We start from the raw sequence: 21,224 nt of genomic DNA on the forward strand, positions 1-21,224 counted from the left end.
AATATGCTTTTGAATTTATCGAGAGTTAATAAAAATTTTGTTTGGTCCTATTTGGTTTTGACGTGGCTACTTATCCCGATTCTAATACTGTTTAAAGTCGATTCTTACTATATTTCCATATTATTCGGTCTAAATATTGCACAGTCGTTTGTCATAGGTGCTACATACATTTTACACATTAGTGGTATCTTAACATATGCCAAGAAAGAAATAATGGTGCAATACCTAGCTTTTGGCGGTTATCTAGTTGGAATAATATTCATTTACGCCTTCCTTCAAAGGGAACAATTCATTTATTATTGGGACTTTTCAGCCTATTGGAATACATCCATACAATTTAATAACCTTTTAAGTACAGATTTTATAGCAGCTTCTAAACAAATCTATGCAAGCATTTTAAGAGATGATTATTCCGTTTTCCCAACAATCTTTCTCTCTTTACCATTAAAGTTCTTAGGTACAAGCTACATGAGCTATGTCTTGGCAATCTATACCTGCTTCTTGTATCCTTCTTGTTTGATACTTTTCTTATTATGTATCAAGATTGCTGATCAAATCCAGTTAAACACAAAATTGAACATTTTCATGATCTTTGTACTTACATTTACCTTTCCAATTATGATAGCTCCTATGTTAGGTGGATATCTGGATTCTATAGGACTTATTTTTATTTGCTTGTCGCTTGTTATCTTATTTAATAATGACTTTGAACGCTTAAATTTAAAAGCAGTTTTACTCTTAGCTGCTTGCCTAGTATTACTAACATTTACAAGAAGATGGTATGGGTTTTGGATCGTATCTCTTTTTGGCTCGATCAGTATCGCTTTTTTGTTCAAATGGATTCTAGAAAAAGAGTTTCGCTTCAAGCAGCTCTTGCAGGTTATTTTAAATTTTTCCATTATAGGATCTTCAAGTGCATTATTTCTTATTATATTCTTCAATGAATTTATTCAAAGAGCCCTAACCAATAACTTTAAAAACGCCTACTCAGCTTATTATTTTGGTGACGTCTTAAGTAACTTACAGAATTTATTTTATCATTATGGTGCCTTCATTTTTCTGATAGCTCTTGTTGGTTGCATAGGCTTGTTATTTATTAGTAAAACTAGGTATATATCAATCTTTCTAGTTACAAACTTGTTTATTACGTACTTTCTTTTTACAAGAATTCAAAGCTTAGCTTCTCAGCATTATTATCTTCTTACCGTGAACGTATTAATTTTATTTATTTGTGGCGTTATTCTTATTCTAAACTATTTGTCCAAGATAAAATATGCAAAAAATGTTTTCTTAGTTATTCTAGTTTATTTAGTCGCTTGTAATTTCTTGGTAACGTTCACTAATGTAAATGCACGTCCTGTTACCTATTTTTCTTCTTTATTCAGTGACTTTAAACAAACACCTAGAGTAAGAACAGATATACCTGTTTTAAAACAATTAACGACTTATCTTAAGGAAATCTCATCAGAGCAGCATAAAGTATATGTTCTGTCTAGCTCTGGAATTCTTAATGATGACATACTCAGACAGATTGAAATGCCTGACAATAGCAACGCTCTTCCATTTATGAATCTGACCCATCACGTTGATTTAAGAGATGGTTTTCCAGTGCCGTTTTTTGAGTCCGATTATGTCGTGATCGCATTACCTACACAATACCATTTAGGTGAAAGTGGTCAAAAAGTTGTAGGTATACTCGCAGAAGAGGTTATGAACGGATCTCTTAAAAATAATTATAAACCTTTAAAGAGCTATGCCCTTGATAATAACGTTAAAGCCATAGTCTTGAAAAAGACATCATCCATCACGAAGGAAAAAGTTGAACTAATACGTTCACAATTCAAAAAAATATACCCTGACAATCCAGATCTTTTCTAATTCAATACAGATGTCGATGCATACAAAAAAGCCCTCGATTTTTATTCGAGGGCTTTTTAAGTTAATCGTTAAACAATCTTACTGGGAATTGTTGCTGTTTTATTAGAACTACCAGAACTAAATTTTTTGCCAATCAGGAAAGGTAAGAATCTATTAAATAGTTCAATAAAAAGAATACAACTTAAGAAGACAAGCAAGGTAGAAATAACAACAAATGAAATTCCATCTAAATACATATTTGTTGTAACAGAAAACTTCTCGTAAAAATTCACATTCTCCCAGAAGCTAAGTATTAATCCATGCAGACCAAAAATAATTAAAGAGTTTTTACCAAAATAGGACAGTAAACTAGATGACTCAATTTTTTTGGATAAGTATATATAAAATATTAAACTAGCCAATACCGACAGATAAAATAATACATAATTATGTCCATAGTAATTTCCTGACATGCCTGGTTTATCATTTATTAAAAATAATAAAAGACCCAGAAAGCCCGCTGCGTAAGCAAAATATGGTTTATTAATTCTAATTTTTTCAATAAAATATTGTTCATTCAATTTGAATATATAACCACAAATAATTAAAGAGGCTGCATTAATTGACGTGCCAAATGACCAAGGAAGTGCATGTGTGTCAAGCTTGCTTAAGAATGCACCAAGTATGGATAGCAATATCCAAAATATATACATATAACTTCTTTTGGACGAAATTTTCAAGACCAAGTACGAAATGATTTGGGCTAAGAAAAGACAAGGTAGGAACCAAAGAGACATATTTAGAATACCTAAGTGATCTCCATCTGCATATAAAAAAGTTTCAATAACAACCATTGGATCGAGCGTTCCGACAATCCCCATCCAATGCATCCAACCAAAATACAGTAGTGAGCATAAATACAGAGTCGTATATGGTAAAAGGATTGTTTTGATTTTAGACCACAAAAAACTACTAAACTTATACTTCTGAAAATTAGAAGTAAACCCAGAAGCAAAAAAGAAAAGAGGCATATGGAAGGAATAAAAATAGCCTATAATAAAGCTCTTATCCATCATTTCATTACCTTTAAAACCATGGGGCACCAAATGTGAGAATACTAAAAAAATAATCGCCAATCCCTTTAGTACATCCACCCACTTTATTCTAGTTGGAAGAGCTTTAACAATTTGCATTTAAATAGACTCGCTTTCTTAATTATTTAGCATAAGGTATCTTTAGTTCTATGATAATTCTAAGAAAACAGCTCATAACCCATTTCACTTACTAATTTGTTAGCAAGCATCAAAGAACTATGTGTTCCCGCATCAGTCCACCAGTTCTCTAAAATATCAAATGTAAGTTGATTTCGTTGAATATAAGCGTTATTAACATCTGTTATTTCATATTCTCCTCTTGCTGAAGGAGTCAAGGTCTTGATGATATTGAATACAGAGTGATTGAACATATAAATGCCCGTAACTGCATAATCACTCTTAGGAACCTCTGGCTTTTCTTCAATATTTACAATGTTATCGCCTTGTAGTTCTGGTACTCCATAGCGATTAGCATCAGGCACTTTATGAAGTAATAATTTCGCTCCTGATTCTTGAAGTTTGAATTTTTCAACAAATGATGATATATCATCTTTAAAAACGTTGTCCCCCAAAATAACAACCATCTTGTCATTGCCAACAAAATGCTCAGCTAAAAGCAAAGCCTGTGCAATCCCCCCGGCTTCATCTTGCACTTTGTAAGTCAGAGTAACTCCAAGGTCGACACCACTTCCTAAGAGATTGACCACATCTCCCATATGTTCTTTTCCAGTAACGATTAAAATATCATTTATATTCGCCTTTTTGAGTTTATCAATAGAGTAATATATCATCGGATATTTACCAATCGGCAACAAATGTTTGTTTGTAACTTTAGTAAGGGGGTATAATCTAGATCCAGTCCCTCCAGCTAATATAATCCCTTTCATATCTAAGTTCCTCCTATTGAAGCTCTTTTATAAGCAGCTCCATAATGGTTTTTGCACGAGCTTCCCAATTATTATGGACTACGAAGTTTTCCAGTTGCTCTTGATCATAAAAAGGGCGTTGTAGGGTATCTATATCCATTAGATATTTTCTTATTTCCTCTAAACTATGATATAGATAAATCCCTTCCTGATTTAAGAGCCTTGTTTCTTCGCTATCCACCGCTAATATCACTTTATTAAAACTCAAATACTCATAAACTTTTACTGGATTGATCGTATCAATTCTATCCGAATTCCTCAAAAAGGGGTATAAACAAATATCAAAAGCATCAATAATTGCACCAATTTCTGATTTAGGAACAGTCTCATAATATTTAATCCTATTATGCTGTTCAAAATTATAATTCAGGTTATTTCTCCCAACCAAACATACAACAAATTTCTCATCAAAATCAGTAATAGCCTTAACCGCTTCTACATCAAACCAGTGGTCAATCGCTCCCACATAGCCAAAAATATAGTAGCCCTCTTGCTTTAAACGTCTCAATTCATCAGCAACCAAGCTCTCTACATTTATGTTTAGTATAGCTGTATCCACAGCATTTTTCACTAAATAAGATTGTCTACACAATGTTTGAGAATGCTTATGCAAATGATTACTTGTAGAAATAACCAGATCCGCCTTGGCAAGTAATTCAAGTTCCCACTTTTCGAGTAATTTCTTCATTAATGCATTGTTAGTTAGAAATACATAGTCGTCCATTCGATCAAACACAATCTTCTTCTTATTATTATTTGATTTAATAAGAGGATAAAAGACTGGACTTCCTAACCAAATGATATCTGCACTGCAAACTAAATCTTTCAACTGTCTTTTTTCAAACCATTGATTCAAATGGAATATGTCTAAGCTTTCAAAGCTTCTAGGTAATCTCAGACTGCCCGAAGGCCTGAATATTTGAAGACTATCATTAATGATTTGATTTCTTCTCTTATAATCTGAGTTCTGCCTTACAATACTATTAAGTATGCTAATGGAGGGTTCTACAAAGGTGATGTGAACCCCCGGCATTTTAGCAAACTCTTCGGCCAAATGTTGCGGACGTTGTTTTAAATCATTCCAATAGATTGGAGAGAAATATAAAATTTTCATTTAACCGCTCCATACTAATAAAGGCACCCCTTATTTTTTATAAAAGAGGCGCCTTTAAAGTTTTATTAATTATCTATATGCTCTTGCCAACTGTTTTCGGGAATTTATATCGTTTTCCTTCATTTGTATTAATTCTTCATACGCTTCAACTGTGTATTGTTTATACAGAATATCAATTTCAACGTCTCGATTTTTAGTCGGAATCTTCTGCAAATGATCTAATTCAGCTTTAACAATTTCGAGGTGATTCTTATCTGCCTCAATATCCGATTCCATCGGCGCATACAGATCCTTTTGCAATTGGTAATTAGTCAAAATACTGTTTCGCATTGTCTTTCTAACATGCTCAACAGTATATCGGGAGGTGTCCACATCATGAATGACCTTCATTTTAGGATTAAGACCAACCTTATAGCCGATTTCTCTCATAGCAAAAGATACAACAATTTCTTCTCCTCCAGCGTAATTGTTTCCTTTACGCCCATAGGCGCTTCTAAAGCCCCCAATTCGCATTAGCGCAGCATGTCTAACCGCAAAATTGGCTCCATAAGGGAACTCCCACTGAAAATTAGAATCGATAATTTCTTCGCCTTCCACTATAAGCTGGCTCCAGTATGCTTCAGTACCTGGTTTAACCACTTCAGGCCGTTCCTCATGTGAATTGAGTATGATATTCCCACCCATGACCCCGATATCGGGACGATCTGAGAACCCTCTGATGGTTTCCTCAAGCAAGTTAGAGTTTGCAATAGCGTCATCATCAATATAGAGTATGACCTCTCCTTCTGCCCCAAATAAACCAACATTACGTGCAAAGGAAAGACCTTTTAATGGAGCCTCCATATATCGTAGGAAGGATTCGTCAATATTATAGGTTGCTCTGAAATCACGAACCAAATGATGAATCTCATCATTCAAATAATCATTATTTACAACGATAATTTCATAGTCTGCTTTATCCAACGACTGTTCTATGACAGATTTAATCGCATTCGATAGCTTTTCACTCCGCTGGTAAGTACAAATAATAACTGATAATCTCTTATTATAAGCGGGTTCACTTTCAATGACCGCCTCAATACGGTACAAGTGATCGTTCTTAACCTTCGTATTTATAAGAGAGAACAGAACTTCCGTATCCTGTGCAAAAAAGTCATAATTGCTATCTGTTTCACCATTCATTTTATCCTTTATTTTCAGATCCCACGGATAGTTAGCTACAAATGTATCTGTTGTATGCTCTGATTTATCTATAAGCAGTGCATACATAGACGATAAAGCATTAGAATCAATAAATTCAAAATCATGGACTTCGCCTGTTTTTATATATAAATAGCAAATAGGCGTTGCCAAATTAAGACCAATAATCGTATTCACTTCATCTCTTCCAACCACAGTATGTCCTTTAGCAAGAACATACTTCTTAAACTCACCAACTTCAGTAGCATCTCCCTCAATGATCCATACTAATGGGGTCAGATAAAAATCTCTTCTAAAATCATCAAGTACCATGAGTTTATATCTGTTAGAGGTGATGCCCAGTTCTTGATCTAAAGCGGTCAGTGACTTATCGTGCCAGCGATAATCATATATAGGCTCATCGAACGTCACATGTTTGAGCTCAAATAGAGAGTTCACTCTCATCCAGTAATCATAATCCTCAAGGGTATGCTTATAACTAGAATAGTCACCCAATAACCGGGTTACCTTGGCCCTATACATAAAAGCTGCACCAATCGTATTGTTAGGATATACGTTTAACTCCAATGCAGACTTAGGCAGCATAACATTGCCACTGAACTGTGGTTCTTCATACCAGCCATGGTTGGAAATCACTTGACCAGCAGAGTCGATTAACCTCATGTTCGCATATACCATACCAATATTTTCATCACTTTTAAGATCAGCTACCATCTTCTCCAGGAAATTTTCAGGGAGGATATTATCTGCACTTGTCCACGTATGATATTCACCCTTGGCTAGTTTAAAACCTCTGGATAATGTTCTTGGTATTTTACGATTTTCCTGATGAACTACTCTGATACGATGATCTGCTTTAGCATACTCATCAATAATTTCTGCCGTTGAGTCTTTTGAACCATCGTTAATAATAATGAGTTCAAAATACTTGTAAGATTGCTGCAGAATACTATCAATAGCTTTTGATACATAATCCTCACCGTTATATACAGGAAGGACGACCGATATAAGATCCTTCTCAAATTTAATCTCAAACTTATCAAGCTCCAGAGAAAATGAGTTATCTTTAGATACTTTATAATTGTAAAATTTATACTCATACCAGGTTAATAACTGCTTGTAATTCCCTTCATCTTTGCGTAGATCAATCGGCTGATCCCCCGCGTTCGTTCTGTTAAGCTTATGCGACACTTTAGATTTTATCTTTTTCAGTAAGATAGTGGTGCCATAACTTTTCCATACTCTATATCCCTTAAGAACATATATCATTTTGGACTTGTGTAAGATATGTTTAAGTTTATTCGCCATTTTCCACCTTTTAGAGTTATATATATTGTGAATCTCTGTAGACAGTCTTCCATTATATTCTTCCAACTCACTGAACTGGGTGTTCAGTTCATTATATTGACCAAATAGTTGTCTATATTGATGATTTAATATATCCAAGTTGTTTTTTTCATTATTATAATCCTGTGTAAGTTGAACATATTTCTGTTCTAATTCGTCTTTCTTTTCAGACAGGGATTTAAAATCTGCTGACATGCTACTTATTACATTTTCCTGATGATCTCGCGTTTGAATCAATGTGTTAATCTGATCCATATGCTCAACAATGTGTTGTTTTTGCTGCTCTATTTCTTGGCTTTGAGCATGATTATGAGCTTGTAATTCATTAAATTCATTATTCAGGCGTGTATGCCCTGCTCTATAAGCATGGTCCACGTCATCTTTTAGAAATCTGCTAATTACATCCATACACTTATCTATCGTCTCTCTTCCTTTAACCGGAAACATCTCTAAAGTAAATTTCCTTCTTTGTTGTATTAGTTGTTCATCTAAGATTGCATTAAGTAAGGTTTGTTTAATATTGCCGTTATCGCTCACAAAAGGAACAATGTTTTGCTGAACTATTTGTTCTTCCAAAGGTAAAATCCCCTCGAAAGATTCTGTTTGGGGATGTTGGAATATTACAATTGGAGTGTCCGTAAACAGCGCATCAAATATAGCCCCAGAGCCGTCAGACAATATCACATCAGCTTCCTCTATTAAATGAACAAGAGAAGCCTTATGATCAAGCACATCAGGAATATGAGACTTAACTAGACTAACCCGATCATGCTCCAAAAAAGAAGTGCCATGATGCAATTTCACCTTCATATTAAAGGTATCTGACATTTCTTCAATATGGTTCATAACAAGCTCAATAGACGACTCATTCCCATACGTAGGCAAATAAAGCAAATTATATTTATCCGTTTCGCGCTTCTTCCTTTGAAATTTGGCGTATTTAATCATTCCAACGATTTCAGTCTGAGTGTACGCTGCCAAAACCGAGGAATCATACAGCCCATTACAAAAGATAAAATCGAAATTTCGACTCCATGTGTCTAAATTCCAGTTTGGCTTAGCCATTCCATACTGATATCTAAACTTATAATCGGACTTAACTTCCAAATAATAAGGGAGATAAGGATAGAAGGCTATTTTATATGCCTTGTCAGGTACAGAGCTTGTTAGAGTCACTTTTATACCATTGTTCTTCAAATAATGATAGGTATCTAAGGACATGTCTCCCCAATCTTCTTCTTCAATGTGAGGGACATAAATATCACAAACGATCTGCTTTCTTTCACACTCCTCAATTAAAGGCTTAATCGTTTCATATAAAACTAGATTGTGAATGACAAAAGCTATAGATCTGTTCATATTCACTGCAAAACCTCTTCCTTTCAGGCAAAAATCTTATACTTATTTTCTTAATTTCAGTAATGTCTCATTCAGTAAAGTCGATGATGTACTCTTCGTATAGGGAAAATATATAATTTTCACTCCAACTTCCTTAAACTGCAACTCATACTGGTCCCAACGTTCATTTTGAAACCAATCATCACCAACGAACATTACGTCATATTTTAATTTTTGCCAAACCTCAAATTTATCCATGGAGTCCTGAGGAATTACAGTATCAACAAAGCTGATGTTTCTGACAATCTCAATTCTTTCCTCAAAAGGAATTACCGCTTTTTTGTACTTATATGAAACCAACTCATCTGTGGTCACACCAACAATGAGTTTATCACAGAGTGATTTAGCATTTCTCAACAAATTCAAATGCCCAATATGAAATAAATCGAAGACCCCGGAAGTATAGCCGATAATCATAAGATTTCTCCTAACGTAGTTAAATTGAAGTTAAACCATTTGTCGAATGTCGTCTTCCCTTCAATTTTCTCAGAAGATAGGACTTTTTCAAGTTGAACAGGAAAACCCACCTTTTTTCTGTTTACAATCTCTGCAGGGACAATATCTTTAAAAATTCTCTTGAGAGGAGCCTTAACAACCCCATCCTTCATTTTGTACAGAGAATTTACACCTGCAAGCCTTTCAATTAATCTATAGTCCAAGAAAGGAGATCTTGCTTCCACGGAATTTAACATTGAGGCACTATCCAGTCTTTTAAGTAACCCTCTCAAATGGGCTTGTTGAAAGAATGCAGCTACGATTTTTTGAGGCGACTTTAACTTCATGAAAGGTGCCAAAGCGTCTTCTACAATCTCTATATCATCTTCAGATCCGTAGGTGTAGAGTTCACTAAAGGTACGGATATCGAAGTCTGTAGTGCTACTAGCCCATCTGAAAATACGGTCATACCCAAAGAAAAGCTCATCAGCGCCTTCTCCACTTAATATGACTGTATTTTTAGCAGATGCTTGCTGAGTCATATGATTCAGTAACACTTCATTGGGCACAGACAGAGGCTCTTTTTTTACAGTTATAAGCTCTCGAGCTAATGATAAAAAGTGATCAGGTTCAAACAATATCGGATGATGAATGGTATTGTATCTTGTTGCTGCGATTTCAGACCACTGAAACTCATTATAATCTTCAAAACCAACAGTCCAAGTATGCTCTACTCTGGCAAGTGCGGTAATAATCGTACTGTCCAATCCCCCGCTTAGGTAACTTCCAATTTCAACATCTGCGATCTTACGGTACTCTACTGCAGAGCGAATTAGAAATTCAAGTTCCTCATCGGAAGGAGGTTCTTTTTCAGAGTAATCAATTTCCCAATATTTAATAAATTCGCCATTCTCGTAATAATATCCTGGTGGAAACTCTTTTATTTCATTATAGATAGTACGATCATTAAAAAAGCATCTCATCTTTTTATATTGTCTTACGGCTTCTTGATCTATAGAAATGTTGTGGACTAATGGGAGCAATGGAGCAATTTCAGAACTGAAAATGAACTCTTCCCCATATCTGCTGTAATAAAGCGGCTTTACTCCCATACGATCTCGTGCTACAAAAAATGATTTCTGCTGGATGTCTAAAACAATAAAACTGAACATTCCATTAAGCCAATTCAACATTTGGGGACCATATTGAATATAAAGCTTCAATAAAAGTTCAGTATCTGAGTTTGTTCTCATTTGAATTGAATAACTGGAGGCTAATTCTTTATAATTATAGATCTCTCCGTTAAATATAATCACATATCTTCCGTCATCAGAGAAAAAGGGCTGATCACTTCTCCGATCCAAATCTAAGATACTTAATCTGTTATGCCCCAGCATAAAGTTTTCACTCTGATATACACAAAGTGGGGCCGTAGGCCCCCGGTGTTTCATTATATTTAAAGAATTAAGAAATACTTCTTTATTTATGGCTACATTAGAAAACAAAATCCCACACATTTTATCACCAGCCTTAATTAATGACTTGCAAATCTATTGTGTTATCTACAAATATTAATCCTGGTACGTAATTATTCTCGGGCTTAGGAACCTCAAAAACAGCTGCTATACTTACGCTATCCAGATAAAGAGGCTCAAAAGGCTTAGGCTTCAAACCAATAGAAATGGTGTATTTACCACTTTCAGATAACAGATTACGGAAATTAAAGTTAACCTCCAGAATGCCTCCCGCTTGCATTTTCGGAACTAATTTTGCTTTATTATAGATATTCATGCCAAACACATCGACACCAGTATGGTTTCTAACCATGTAGCCAATAGTTCCCTCAGAATCTATATCTTTATAATATTGTGCCAATAAACGCAAAGTAACCATTTCGCCAAAAGGGACCTGGTTCACAACTTCTCCATTGACTAACAAGTCCGCTCTTATAAAGCGCGCATCTCCCGTTCCAGAACGAAACTCATTGGCACGTTTTGCAAAAGCAGGATCCTCTTCTAATAGCAACAGCGAACTCTTCTTATCTGTTTCGGAATTAACAAATACATCCAAAGATTGAACACGTTTCATATCTGCAATTTCCTGGTTAACAATATTTTCATAAATTTGTGCTACACGTTTCACTGGACCAATTTCGACCATGTGTCCTTTATCAATCAGCAACGCTGTATCACAAAAACTTTTAATGGTATCCATGGAATGAGAGACAAATAAAACCGTACTTTTTTTGGAGAGCTCTTTCATTTTGGTAATACATTTTGCCTGAAAATAAATATCTCCAACAGACAAGGCCTCATCTACAATCAAAATATCCGGATCAACATTGATGGCTACTGCAAAAGCTAATCTGGCAAACATACCACTGGAGTACATTTTGACTGGTTGATTAATGAAGTCCCCGATATCCGCAAAGGATACAATAGATTCAAGTTTACCATCCATCTCTATTTTGCTATACCCCATAAGGGTTCCGTTCAAGTATATATTTTCCATTCCTGTTAAATCCGGATTAAAACCTGCGCCCAATTCCAAAAGAGCAGCAACTTTCCCATTCACTTTAATGCTTCCGTTGGTGGGAGTAATCACGCCTGTGATCATCTTTAAAAGAGTCGATTTTCCAGAACCATTTTTACCAATAATACCAATCGCTTGTCCTTTATTTATGGAAAAAGACAGGTCACTGATGGCCTTAAATTCAGAATGATACTTTTTTTTAAAGGGATGAACGGCCTCTTTTAATCGCTCATTGGGATTATCATATATTTTATATATTTTAGTGACATTATTAACTTCCACAGCAACTGATTCTGTTTGATTCATCATTTTCTCCTCACAATACATCTGCAAAATGAGATTTCATTTTCTTGAAAATTTTGATTCCTATAGTACCAGCGATAATCACAATAGCCCAAAAGTAGATCGTCATTGATGGATGCTCCCAGAACCATTTGTGATCAATAAAAGTATCCCGATATCCTTCGACGATATAAAAAACAGGATTTAGTTTAAAGAAAAACTGATACTTATCTTCAACAATATTTAAATTCCAAAAGATCGGCGTAAGCCAAAAGAATAGCTGAATAAATACCGCAACAACTTGACCAACATCCTTTACAAAAACAACTAATGTCGCTGTTATGTAAGAAATGGACAAGGAAAGAAAAATCGTGGCTAATAAATAATAAAGGATTTGAATGTTATAAATCGTAAATTCAACATTGTAGATTTTAAACATAATGAAAAGAACAATGATAAAAAATACATGTACAAAAAGAGCAGACAAAATTTTCACCATCGGCAGCAAACCAACTCGGAAAACAATCTTCTTTACCAAATAATTGTTTTCTATAATACTATTGGTTGCAGTTGCTAAGCTTTCAGAAAAGAATAACCAAGGCACCATTCCTGTTAATAACCAAAGTATAAAGGGAGTATCTCCAATAGGTACATTTTTAAAACCAACCTGAAATACGACCCAATAAACAAGTATAGATACCATAGGATGTATAAAAGCCCAGAGTACCCCCATAAACGAACCAAGGTATCTAGATTTAATATCTTTTTTAGACAATTCCCAGAGTAACTTTAAATTTTTTGATAAGTTTTCAGTTAAATTCATACGAGTGTGTCACGACCTTAAACATGGTTTGGTAAGTCTCTTACAATCAAACAGTGTAAAAATTTGGTAGGTTCTTTGTTGCGATATGGCTCTAACAGCTACGATATGCTAAAATGTTGACGTATCTACAAGAAAAGGAGATTGTAAACCTTGTCGAATCCAGTATACGGGAAACAGGCCAAAACGTCGACCCGTGACGATAAAAGGCCGGCTATGTTTTGGGTGTTAATTGTTGGCATGATTCTGTTTTTAGCTTGGGCTCCCTTCCAGGCTGCACTTTTTAATGGGCAAATGCTCGATTTTGAAAAGCCTCTCTATTGGGCTATTATCATCGCCTCGATTCTGTTGATCCTGGCAATCGTATCTTATTATAAAAAATTCAAGTTGGAAGAGCAAAGGGATTGGCTGGCTGTATTAGTACTACTGCTTCCCTTGACTTATGTGCTTTCACTGACATCAGCAGCTTCACATTACCTGGCCATGAATATGGTGGTGGTACAGTGCATATATGCCGCCCTGTTTATCATCTCAATCTATCTACTCCAAGATCGCTTAGGCAATAAGATTATTCACAATCTGATTATGACTATTGCTTATGTCATTGTAGGCTTTGGCTTCATTAACTGGTTCGGACAGTGGGTGCTTGCCGGCAAGCTGGTAGGCTGGCTTAGCCAATATGTGTATCAAGACCGTTATATCAATGCAGTCATGACAGATACGAACGGGCTCCGGCTGACATCCGTGTTTCAATATGCGAATACATATGCCGCCTTTCTAATGGCTTTCCTATTCGCTGCCGTTTTTTGTCTGATGAAATCAAAATCATGGTATGGCAAGGCTACTCATGGTTTCATGTTGGTGCCCATTTTGGTCTCGCTGTTCCTGACCTTGTCACGGGGCGGTCTGGTTATGTTGCCAGTCGTTTTCGTGCTGCTCTTGCTTTTCCTTAAACCTGCACGCCAAATTATATGGATTTTGCATTGCGCCATTGCTGGTGTAGCGTCAATATCTATCTTATCGCCGATTACAAATATGGGATTACAACTCAATAAGACCTACAACGGCGGAGAGGCGGCCAAGGCTTGGGGATTACTTATTGGAGTCTCCCTTGCTGTCGCTGTCGTACTGTGGCTTGTTGAACGTTATCTGGCGCCAAGGTTGGAAAGTGCCCTCACAGGGTGGACTTCCCGTAAGTTATCCAACCTGTGGCTGCCTGTCGGATCAGTTGTGGTGATTGGCTTGCTGGCTTTTCTATTTATTGGAACTGGCCTACGCAGTGTTCTGCCTGAAAACGTCCAGGTCCGGTTTGAAAATATCAATTTCCGGCAGCATAGTGTACTAGAACGACTTGTATTCTATCAGGATGCTGCCAAATCGATTAAAGATCATCCTGTTATTGGCACCGGCGGCGGCGGTTGGGCTACTTTATATGAGAAATACCAAGACTATCCTTACACAAGCCGTCAGGCCCATAACTTCTTCATGCAGTACCTGGTTGAAGTTGGTATTCTCGGTTTTGTAATTTTCATGTCTTTCATCTTATTTATTTTCTACAAATATATCCGTAACTATATTAGACAAAATGATGAAGAACGGGATTCTCACTTTCTGTATCTCATTTTGGCGCTCTCGATCTTACTTCATAGCTTGCTGGACTTTAATCTGAGCTACGTGTTCATGGGCATACTGATATTTATGAGTCTTGGTGGTATGGCCGCTGCTATGGACAGCAAACCTCTTAGACGCTTGTCCATGAGTACTTCTGGTTTCCGAATCATGTATAGTGCAGTCATCGGCATTCTAAGCATTGTGGTGCTTTTTGCAGGTCTCCGCTTCGTGCAATCGGCCAATGCTGCCACATCTGCCAAACAGATCATGGCGGTCAGCACATCTTTTGAGGAAATCCAAAGTGCCATTAATAAGGATCTTGAACTTCGTCCTACGCACCCAGATTCGGTTATAAGATTGGCTGCACTGTACAAGAATGTGTATGATCAAACGAAAAAAGAGGAATTTTATAATGCTGCAATAGAGGTACTTAATACGGGCCTGAAGGCAGAACCGTATAATAAAATCATGTATAACTCCAAAGTTAACCTTTTAAAAGCAAAAGGTGAGCATGAGCAAGCCTTCAGTATTTTGGAAAGTAACATTTCCAACTTCAAATGGGACAATGACTGGTACAACATGTTGATTACTCAAGCTTACTCTATTGGTGATAAGGCACGTGAACAGAAGGACACCGCCAAGGAGCAGAAATATTTCCAAGCAGGCCTTGCTGCTTACCAGCAGGTTCTGGATGGGGTAGCTCATATTAAAACGGTTCCACCTGAAATTCAGTTGACACGTACTTTTGAAGTAACTCCAGGTATTGCGCTCAGCACTGGCAAAATTCAATTCATGTCAGGCAAGCCTGCAGAGGCTGCCAGCATCCTGAAAAACGGTCTGAAGGACGATTTGAGTGATGCTACGAATCGTGAGGTCGCCCGCTACTATATCGCTGCTCTGCAACAGCAGGGACAGGATGACAAAGCATTGTACGATAAGCTGATTAAAGCTGATCCGAAGGAGAGGGAGCAAATTGCTCAGTTAAAATCGGAGAAATAGTATAGAAAAAGAGACTATCAGATGATGTTATATCATCCGGTAGTCTCTTTTTTATTTGGAGAAAGAGAGGTTTGGTGAGGTGTTTATTTTTGTTGATCAATATCTTCAATAACCTGTCTCATATAAGCCAGTACTTCATCCTTGATTTCGTTATGCTGTAGAGCATAATGGATCGTTGTTTCAATGAATCCCAATTTCTCGCCAACGTCATGGCGATTCCCGTCAAATTCGTAGGCCAGGATCGGATTCTTTTCTCCCAGTTTGGACAATGCATCCGTCAACTGAATCTCCCCGCCTACTCCCGCAGATTGCTGACCCAGGATATCAAAAATATCAGGCGTCAAGATATAACGTCCCATGATCGCCAAGTTGGAGGTTGCTTCTTCCTTCTTTGGCTTTTCTACCAATCGTTCCGCTTCAGAGATTTTGGAAGTAAGTGCATGACCTTCTACTATGCCATAACGATGTACCTCGTTCCAATCCACTTGTTTTACACCTACAACAGAACGCTGATACTCATCGAACACGTCTATCATCTGTTTGAGGCACGGATTCTCAGACTCAACGATGTCATCCCCTAAAAGGACAGCAAAAGGTTCGTCACCGATAAACTTACGTGCACACCAGATGGCATGCCCCAACCCTTTGGGTTCCTTTTGACGAATATAGTGGATATCTGCCATCTCCGATGGTTTACGCACTTCATTGAGCAGATCCCATTTTTCCTTCGCAGTCAAATTATGCTCCAGCTCAAAGGAGTAGTCAAAATGATCCTCAATCGCCCTTTTACCTTTACCAGTAACGATAATGATATCCTCTATACCAGATGCAACAGCCTCTTCAATAATATATTGAATTGTTGGTTTGTCTACAATGGGAAGCATCTCTTTAGGCATCGCTTTCGTAGCAGGAAGGAACCGGGTTCCTAATCCCGCAGCAGGAATAATCGCTTTACGGATTTTCATAGGTTAAAACTCCTTTTCAACAAAGCTTACTAAATTATTCAATAATTCGATTAACGTTTGTAAATTGCTAATAGTTTATTATAGCACTTAGTCATTGCAATGTTATATAATTTAAGTAAACCATATTATAAACTAAAAAGGATAGAAATTTGAGTACCAGATATGCCAAAATTTGAGGAGAGAGTTCTTTGGATTCAATAATCAGTAACCCTGTTTTAACGTTAGTTATTCCCTGTTATAACGAAGAAGAGGTACTGCCTGAAACTATAAGCAGACTTACGGTCATTCTTGAGGAGTTGGCAGAGAGCCAGCTCATTTCTAAACATAGTAAAATGTTGTTTGTTGATGATGGTAGCCGTGATAAAACATGGGACATCATAGCATCATATAATCTAAAAAACCCTTTTGTCAGTGGTCTCAAATTGGCAAAAAATGCCGGCCATCAAAACGCCCTATTATCTGGATTAATGGAAGCTAAAGAGACATCTGATTGTGTGATATCCGTTGACGCTGACCTGCAGGATGATCTCAATGCCATCCGAGAATTTATAATAAAATTCAAAGAAGGTTATGACATCGTATATGGGGTTCGAAAAAGTAGAACCACCGACACATTCTTCAAGCGTTCAACAGCCCAAGGCTTTTATCGTGTTATGAGTAAAATGGGAGTCAATATTGTATACAATCATGCGGATTACCGTTTAATGAGCAAAAGAGTTCTCCAGGAATTAAGCAACTTTAAAGAGGTAAATCTCTTTTTACGTGGTCTAGTTCCGTTAATAGGTTATAAGTCTACTGAAGTTTATTACGATCGACATGAACGCTTTGCAGGAGAATCCAAATATCCTTTAAAGAAAATGCTCGCTTTTGCTTTCGATGGAATCACTTCATTTAGTATAACCCCAATCCGGCTTATCTCAGCGGTAGGTTTTGCAATGTTTGGCATAAGCTTATTAATAGCTGTGTACACCATTATTAGTAAGCTCGTTGGAACCACTGTCTGGGGCTGGTCTTCTTTAATGTTGTCCATCTGGTTCATAGGTGGTCTGCAACTTGTAGCACTGGGACTCATTGGCGAATATATCGGTAAAATATATAAAGAGGTAAAACAAAGACCCAAATATATTATTGAGACCCTATTAGATTCCCAGAGCACCCTAGATACTGAAAACACAAAAAAAGTGAAAAATAGTGAGAGGGAAGCTGTGGCTGTCCAATAAACAGATGCGAACAGGTGACTAATTTGACTTTATTTCAGAATAGCTTTTTCCGTTTTCTTGTCGTAGGTGTCCTAAATACAATATGCGGCATGTCCGTCATGTTCCTGCTCTTTAATACTTTAGGGACTAACTACTGGTTATCGACCTTTATTGGTAATTCTGTAGGTGCCACTGTAAGCTATTTCTTAAACAAAAGATTTACTTTCAAAAACAATGCAAGCCATGGACAGACCATTTGGAAGTTTGTCTTTATCATATTGATATGCTATTTACTATCGTATTGTCTCAGCTATCTAATCAGCCACTTCCTGATCTCAAGTCTGAGTATTAAAAACAATGCAATTTTAGGCAATCTGTCCATCCTAATCGGGAATATCTTCTATACTTTAATTAATTATGTCGGGCAAAAATTCATTGTTTTTTCCAAAAAAACGAAAGTCCAGAAAGTATAACAACACGAGATTCATAGTATTTCAAATGGACTTATTGATAAAAATAGGGTATGTGCTCTCAAAGCACATACCCTATTTTTTCTTTTTCTACGTTCAAATATCAAAATAAATAACTGTAATAACCTATAGCATCCTTTTACTTCACCAGCTGCCCACGTGTAACACCCAACTGATTCGTCGCTTTCAGCGTCTTCCATACTTGTGTTCCACTGATTTCTCCGCGCAGGGCACGGTTATAGAGATCAATAACCTCATGCACTTGCTCCGGTGTCTCCTCCAAAAATTCCACGCGGTAACGGGACACGCCCAGCTCCAGGAAGTTGGATAGGTATTCCGCGCCGGATTGCTCAATCGCGTTGTACACCGTGTTGCGGCAGCCTTCGTCCACACGGACCGGATGAGACATACCAATTCGATCACGCAGGGATGCGCGATGGTCCTCACATGGACGTCCACAGTTAGTGTAGTCGGTGCCTTCACTCATAAAGGTACAGTATACGCAATGTTCAGTATGGAACATTGGCATATGCTGCTGGATCACGATCTCCAGCTTATCGGTACGTGTACGTCTGAGCATATCGACCATTTGCTGAATGTTCAGATCGTACGAAGGCGTAACCAGATCGCAGCCAGAATCCAGGAACAGATCAGCCGCTTTATGGTTGGCTATGTTCAGCGAGAAGTCACCAATCAATTGCGGGTGATGTGCGTCCGGGTTCTCCAACCGATGTCGCAAGTAGAAATACAGTGCCCCTGGATTGCGTACCAACACAGCATCCGGCTTCAAGCGCAGGATGTTGTTGTGGTAGCCATTTTCACCCGGCATGTGAATACGCGGGGTCGCCAGCGCAATTCGACGGCCTGCAGCGTGCACAGCCTCTACGGCTGCCGGGAATTGCTTGATGAACTCGAAGTCGGCGTAGATGAATTCCACGCCGGCCTCGAGCGCAGCCTCCACCTGAGGGAGGCTGCGGCACAACGCGGTCAGCTCTGCCTGACCGCGTGCCACAGACGATGCCGGAGTCGATGCATCGTCATACACCTCGACCGTCCGCTTCGTGTACACGGGCGGTTTGGGGCGCTCGCCCGCGAGCAGTTCCACCGCCTGACGGCGGATACCGTTCAGCTCGCGCATCGGCACGATGACGTCCCCATGCAGATGGACGTCCAGTTCTTCCAGCTGGAACACCGTTCCGCCCAGTCGGCCGAACTGCTCTTCGAGCAGTTCATGCGTCATCGGACGCTTCTGGGCAATTTCGAGCTCCAGCTCGGAGTCCACGCGGACCGTTGTGCCTTTCTGCACGTCGGTCCACCATGTCGACAGCGGTTGCCCTGGAGAGCCGCTGACCCGCACATGTACCGGGAAGACCCGGTACGGCTTGTCGGTGTCGTACGACTGGCGCAGACGTTTGTCCAGCGCTGGGTCGTTGGTCTTCCAAATGCGGTCGCCCACGTGCACACGGCGCAGATCCACATCGTTGCGTCCCGCTACGATGTCGATGATCCAGCCTTCTCCGGCTTCGCCTTCAATCTTCACGCCCTTGCGGCGGATATCGTATACGCGTCCGCCTTCTTCTTTTTGCGTGGGATCTCCCGCATCGAATACAATACCATCGCCACGCTTGAGTGGTGCATCAATACGGCACACTACGCCATCACGAAGGATTTGTTCCACTCGGCCCAGATACACCCCCCGGCTTTTCGGGAATGTACCGTCAACCAGCTTCTTGTTATTGGTCCCTTCGAGAAAACCGTGCGTAAAGCCGCGTGAAAAGCTCTGCTGCAGCTCGCGGATATCTTCTTTGCTGGTCTTGGACGTATCGCCATCAAAATACTTATCAATGGCCTTGCGGTACTTGCTGACCACATTTGCCACATATTCAGGTGTTTTCAGTCGCCCTTCAATTTTAAAAGAAACAACACCCGCGTCGATCAGTTCAGGCATCAAGTCGATCGCTGCTAGATCCTTAGGTGACAGCAGATACGTCACATCTGCCATTGGTTTCTGCTCTCCATCCACCATCAGATCGTAAGGCAAACGGCATGCCTGTGCACACTCACCACGGTTAGCAGAGCGGCCGCCCCACATTTCTGAAGTCAGGCATTGGCCAGAATAAGATACGCATAACGCTCCATGTACGAATACCTCCATTGGAAGTCTCGCCTGATCGCCTATTTTTTGGATCTGTTTCAGGTTGTTTTCGCGTCCAAGCACGACCCGTTCCATATTGTACGGTTTTGTAAACTCTACCGCTTCCGGCGAGGTAATCGTCATTTGGGTAGAACCATGAATTGGAAAATCCGGTGAAATGTCGCGGATCATTTTCACCAGGCCCATATCCTGGACAATTAAGGCATCGACTCCGGCATCAATACAGGCATCGACCAGCTCCTTAGCGTCCTCCAACTCGTTTTCAAATACCAATATATTGAATGTTAAAAAACCTTTAACCCCATAGCTATGCAAAAACGCCATAATTTCAGGCAGTTCCTCCATGCGAAAATTATTCGCTCGTGCTCGTGCATTGAACTTTTCCACCCCGAAAAAGATCGCATCAGCCCCGTTTGCCACCGCCGCACGCATACAATCCCAGTCACCGGCTGGTGCCAGAAGCTCAACATCTTCTCTTCGTACTGCTGATTTCATTATTGCCCTCCCCATATGCTGAAAACGAATGATCCCCCGAGGAATAATCGTTGTTTTCAGGGCAGCTATGCTGCTTACTTGGTAATCTCATGGATGTTCCATAGACTCATTCCAAAGCTGATCATGTTTAGTCAGGGGAATGGAAGCCTACTAAGAATCATATTTTAAATCCTATCCGTCTCTATCATCTTGTCCGATCATCCACACACTGAACCATCGGTTCCTCGCGTGAATTACATCCAACTCAAAAAATCCGCATCACAAACATCTGCGGCAGAATCATTCTTATCTTGTAACTAATCTAGTGTACCAGACTGCGACCTAA

At 38.7% G+C, this 21,224-nt stretch carries 14 protein-coding genes; 4 read left to right on the plus strand and 10 right to left on the minus strand.

Annotation, left to right across the window (positions count from 1 at the left end):
• The first annotated feature begins 3 nt into the window (after window positions 1–3).
• Entirely contained in the window at window positions 4–1,878 is a 1,875-nt protein-coding gene (locus tag ACUYLD_RS14280; RefSeq protein WP_446675347.1) for a hypothetical protein, read from the plus strand.
• A gap of 68 nt (window positions 1,879–1,946) precedes the next feature.
• On the opposite strand, the gene ACUYLD_RS14285 is transcribed toward ACUYLD_RS14280, so the two are convergent.
• The 8 genes from ACUYLD_RS14285 to ACUYLD_RS14320 form a co-directional block, all read right to left on the minus strand.
• Window positions 1,947–3,050, minus strand: coding sequence for an acyltransferase family protein (locus ACUYLD_RS14285; protein WP_250266768.1), 1,104 nt, complete (start codon window positions 3,048–3,050; stop codon window positions 1,947–1,949).
• A 59-nt stretch (window positions 3,051–3,109) separates the two neighbouring features.
• Complete coding sequence (locus ACUYLD_RS14290) at window positions 3,110–3,838, minus strand: sugar phosphate nucleotidyltransferase (RefSeq protein ID WP_061831721.1); 729 nt, start codon at window positions 3,836–3,838, stop codon at window positions 3,110–3,112.
• 13 nt (window positions 3,839–3,851) lie between these two features.
• Window positions 3,852–4,991 (minus strand): hypothetical protein, encoded by a 1,140-nt coding sequence (locus ACUYLD_RS14295; RefSeq protein ID WP_446675348.1) that lies wholly within the window; start codon window positions 4,989–4,991, stop codon window positions 3,852–3,854.
• A 69-nt stretch (window positions 4,992–5,060) separates the two neighbouring features.
• Window positions 5,061–8,897 (minus strand): glycosyltransferase, encoded by a 3,837-nt coding sequence (locus tag ACUYLD_RS14300; protein WP_446675458.1) that lies wholly within the window; start codon window positions 8,895–8,897, stop codon window positions 5,061–5,063.
• Between the two features lie 42 nt (window positions 8,898–8,939).
• Window positions 8,940–9,353, minus strand: coding sequence for an adenylyltransferase/cytidyltransferase family protein (locus ACUYLD_RS14305; protein ID WP_013312205.1), 414 nt, complete (start codon window positions 9,351–9,353; stop codon window positions 8,940–8,942).
• Window positions 9,350–10,888 carry an asparagine synthase (glutamine-hydrolyzing) gene (asnB, locus tag ACUYLD_RS14310; RefSeq protein WP_446675349.1) on the minus strand — a complete coding sequence of 513 codons (1,539 nt, stop codon included), beginning with the start codon at window positions 10,886–10,888 and terminating at the stop codon, window positions 9,350–9,352. The genes ACUYLD_RS14305 and asnB overlap by 4 nt, the downstream gene beginning before the upstream one ends.
• A gap of 13 nt (window positions 10,889–10,901) precedes the next feature.
• Window positions 10,902–12,209: an ABC transporter ATP-binding protein gene (locus tag ACUYLD_RS14315; protein WP_028542103.1), complete on the minus strand. Its 1,308-nt coding sequence runs from the start codon at window positions 12,207–12,209 to the stop codon at window positions 10,902–10,904.
• 10 nt (window positions 12,210–12,219) lie between these two features.
• Window positions 12,220–13,008 (minus strand): ABC transporter permease, encoded by a 789-nt coding sequence (locus ACUYLD_RS14320; RefSeq protein WP_235306448.1) that lies wholly within the window; start codon window positions 13,006–13,008, stop codon window positions 12,220–12,222.
• Window positions 13,009–13,158: 150 nt separating this feature from the next.
• Here ACUYLD_RS14320 and ACUYLD_RS14325 point away from each other — a divergent pair, with 150 nt between their 5' ends.
• Window positions 13,159–15,615, plus strand: coding sequence for an O-antigen ligase family protein (locus tag ACUYLD_RS14325; RefSeq protein ID WP_446675350.1), 2,457 nt, complete (start codon window positions 13,159–13,161; stop codon window positions 15,613–15,615).
• Between the two features lie 83 nt (window positions 15,616–15,698).
• On the opposite strand, the gene galU is transcribed toward ACUYLD_RS14325, so the two are convergent.
• Window positions 15,699–16,580, minus strand: coding sequence for a UTP--glucose-1-phosphate uridylyltransferase GalU (galU, locus tag ACUYLD_RS14330; RefSeq protein WP_013312210.1), 882 nt, complete (start codon window positions 16,578–16,580; stop codon window positions 15,699–15,701).
• 188 nt (window positions 16,581–16,768) lie between these two features.
• Between galU and ACUYLD_RS14335 the strand changes: the two genes are divergently transcribed.
• Both ACUYLD_RS14335 and ACUYLD_RS14340 read left to right on the plus strand, forming a co-directional pair.
• Window positions 16,769–17,800, plus strand: coding sequence for a glycosyltransferase family 2 protein (locus ACUYLD_RS14335; RefSeq protein ID WP_061831713.1), 1,032 nt, complete (start codon window positions 16,769–16,771; stop codon window positions 17,798–17,800).
• A gap of 14 nt (window positions 17,801–17,814) precedes the next feature.
• Window positions 17,815–18,252: a GtrA family protein gene (locus ACUYLD_RS14340; RefSeq protein ID WP_257785374.1), complete on the plus strand. Its 438-nt coding sequence runs from the start codon at window positions 17,815–17,817 to the stop codon at window positions 18,250–18,252.
• Between the two features lie 136 nt (window positions 18,253–18,388).
• Here the strand turns inward: ACUYLD_RS14340 and ACUYLD_RS14345 are convergent, their stop codons facing one another.
• Window positions 18,389–20,899 (minus strand): U32 family peptidase, encoded by a 2,511-nt coding sequence (locus ACUYLD_RS14345; RefSeq protein WP_185156289.1) that lies wholly within the window; start codon window positions 20,897–20,899, stop codon window positions 18,389–18,391.
• Window positions 20,900–21,224 lie beyond the last annotated feature (325 nt).

This window comes from Paenibacillus sp. SER-28 (assembly GCF_052906305.1).

Bases quoted from the DNA above. Each gene is read 5' to 3' on its own strand.
- ACUYLD_RS14285 (WP_250266768.1), bottom strand. From the start codon at position 3,050: ATGCAAATTGTTAAAGCTCTTCCAACTAGAATAAAGTGGGTGGATGTA.
- ACUYLD_RS14290 (WP_061831721.1), bottom strand. From the start codon at position 3,838: ATGAAAGGGATTATATTAGCTGGAGGGACTGGATCTAGATTATACCCC.
- asnB (WP_446675349.1), bottom strand. From the start codon at position 10,888: ATGTGTGGGATTTTGTTTTCTAATGTAGCCATAAATAAAGAAGTATTT.
- ACUYLD_RS14295 (WP_446675348.1), bottom strand. From the start codon at position 4,991: ATGAAAATTTTATATTTCTCTCCAATCTATTGGAATGATTTAAAACAA.
- ACUYLD_RS14280 (WP_446675347.1), top strand. From the start codon at position 4: ATGCTTTTGAATTTATCGAGAGTTAATAAAAATTTTGTTTGGTCCTAT.
- galU (WP_013312210.1), bottom strand. From the start codon at position 16,580: ATGAAAATCCGTAAAGCGATTATTCCTGCTGCGGGATTAGGAACCCGG.
- ACUYLD_RS14345 (WP_185156289.1), bottom strand. From the start codon at position 20,899: ATGAAATCAGCAGTACGAAGAGAAGATGTTGAGCTTCTGGCACCAGCC.
- ACUYLD_RS14300 (WP_446675458.1), bottom strand. From the start codon at position 8,897: ATGAACAGATCTATAGCTTTTGTCATTCACAATCTAGTTTTATATGAA.
- ACUYLD_RS14315 (WP_028542103.1), bottom strand. From the start codon at position 12,209: ATGAATCAAACAGAATCAGTTGCTGTGGAAGTTAATAATGTCACTAAA.
- ACUYLD_RS14305 (WP_013312205.1), bottom strand. From the start codon at position 9,353: ATGATTATCGGCTATACTTCCGGGGTCTTCGATTTATTTCATATTGGG.
- ACUYLD_RS14320 (WP_235306448.1), bottom strand. From the start codon at position 13,008: ATGAATTTAACTGAAAACTTATCAAAAAATTTAAAGTTACTCTGGGAA.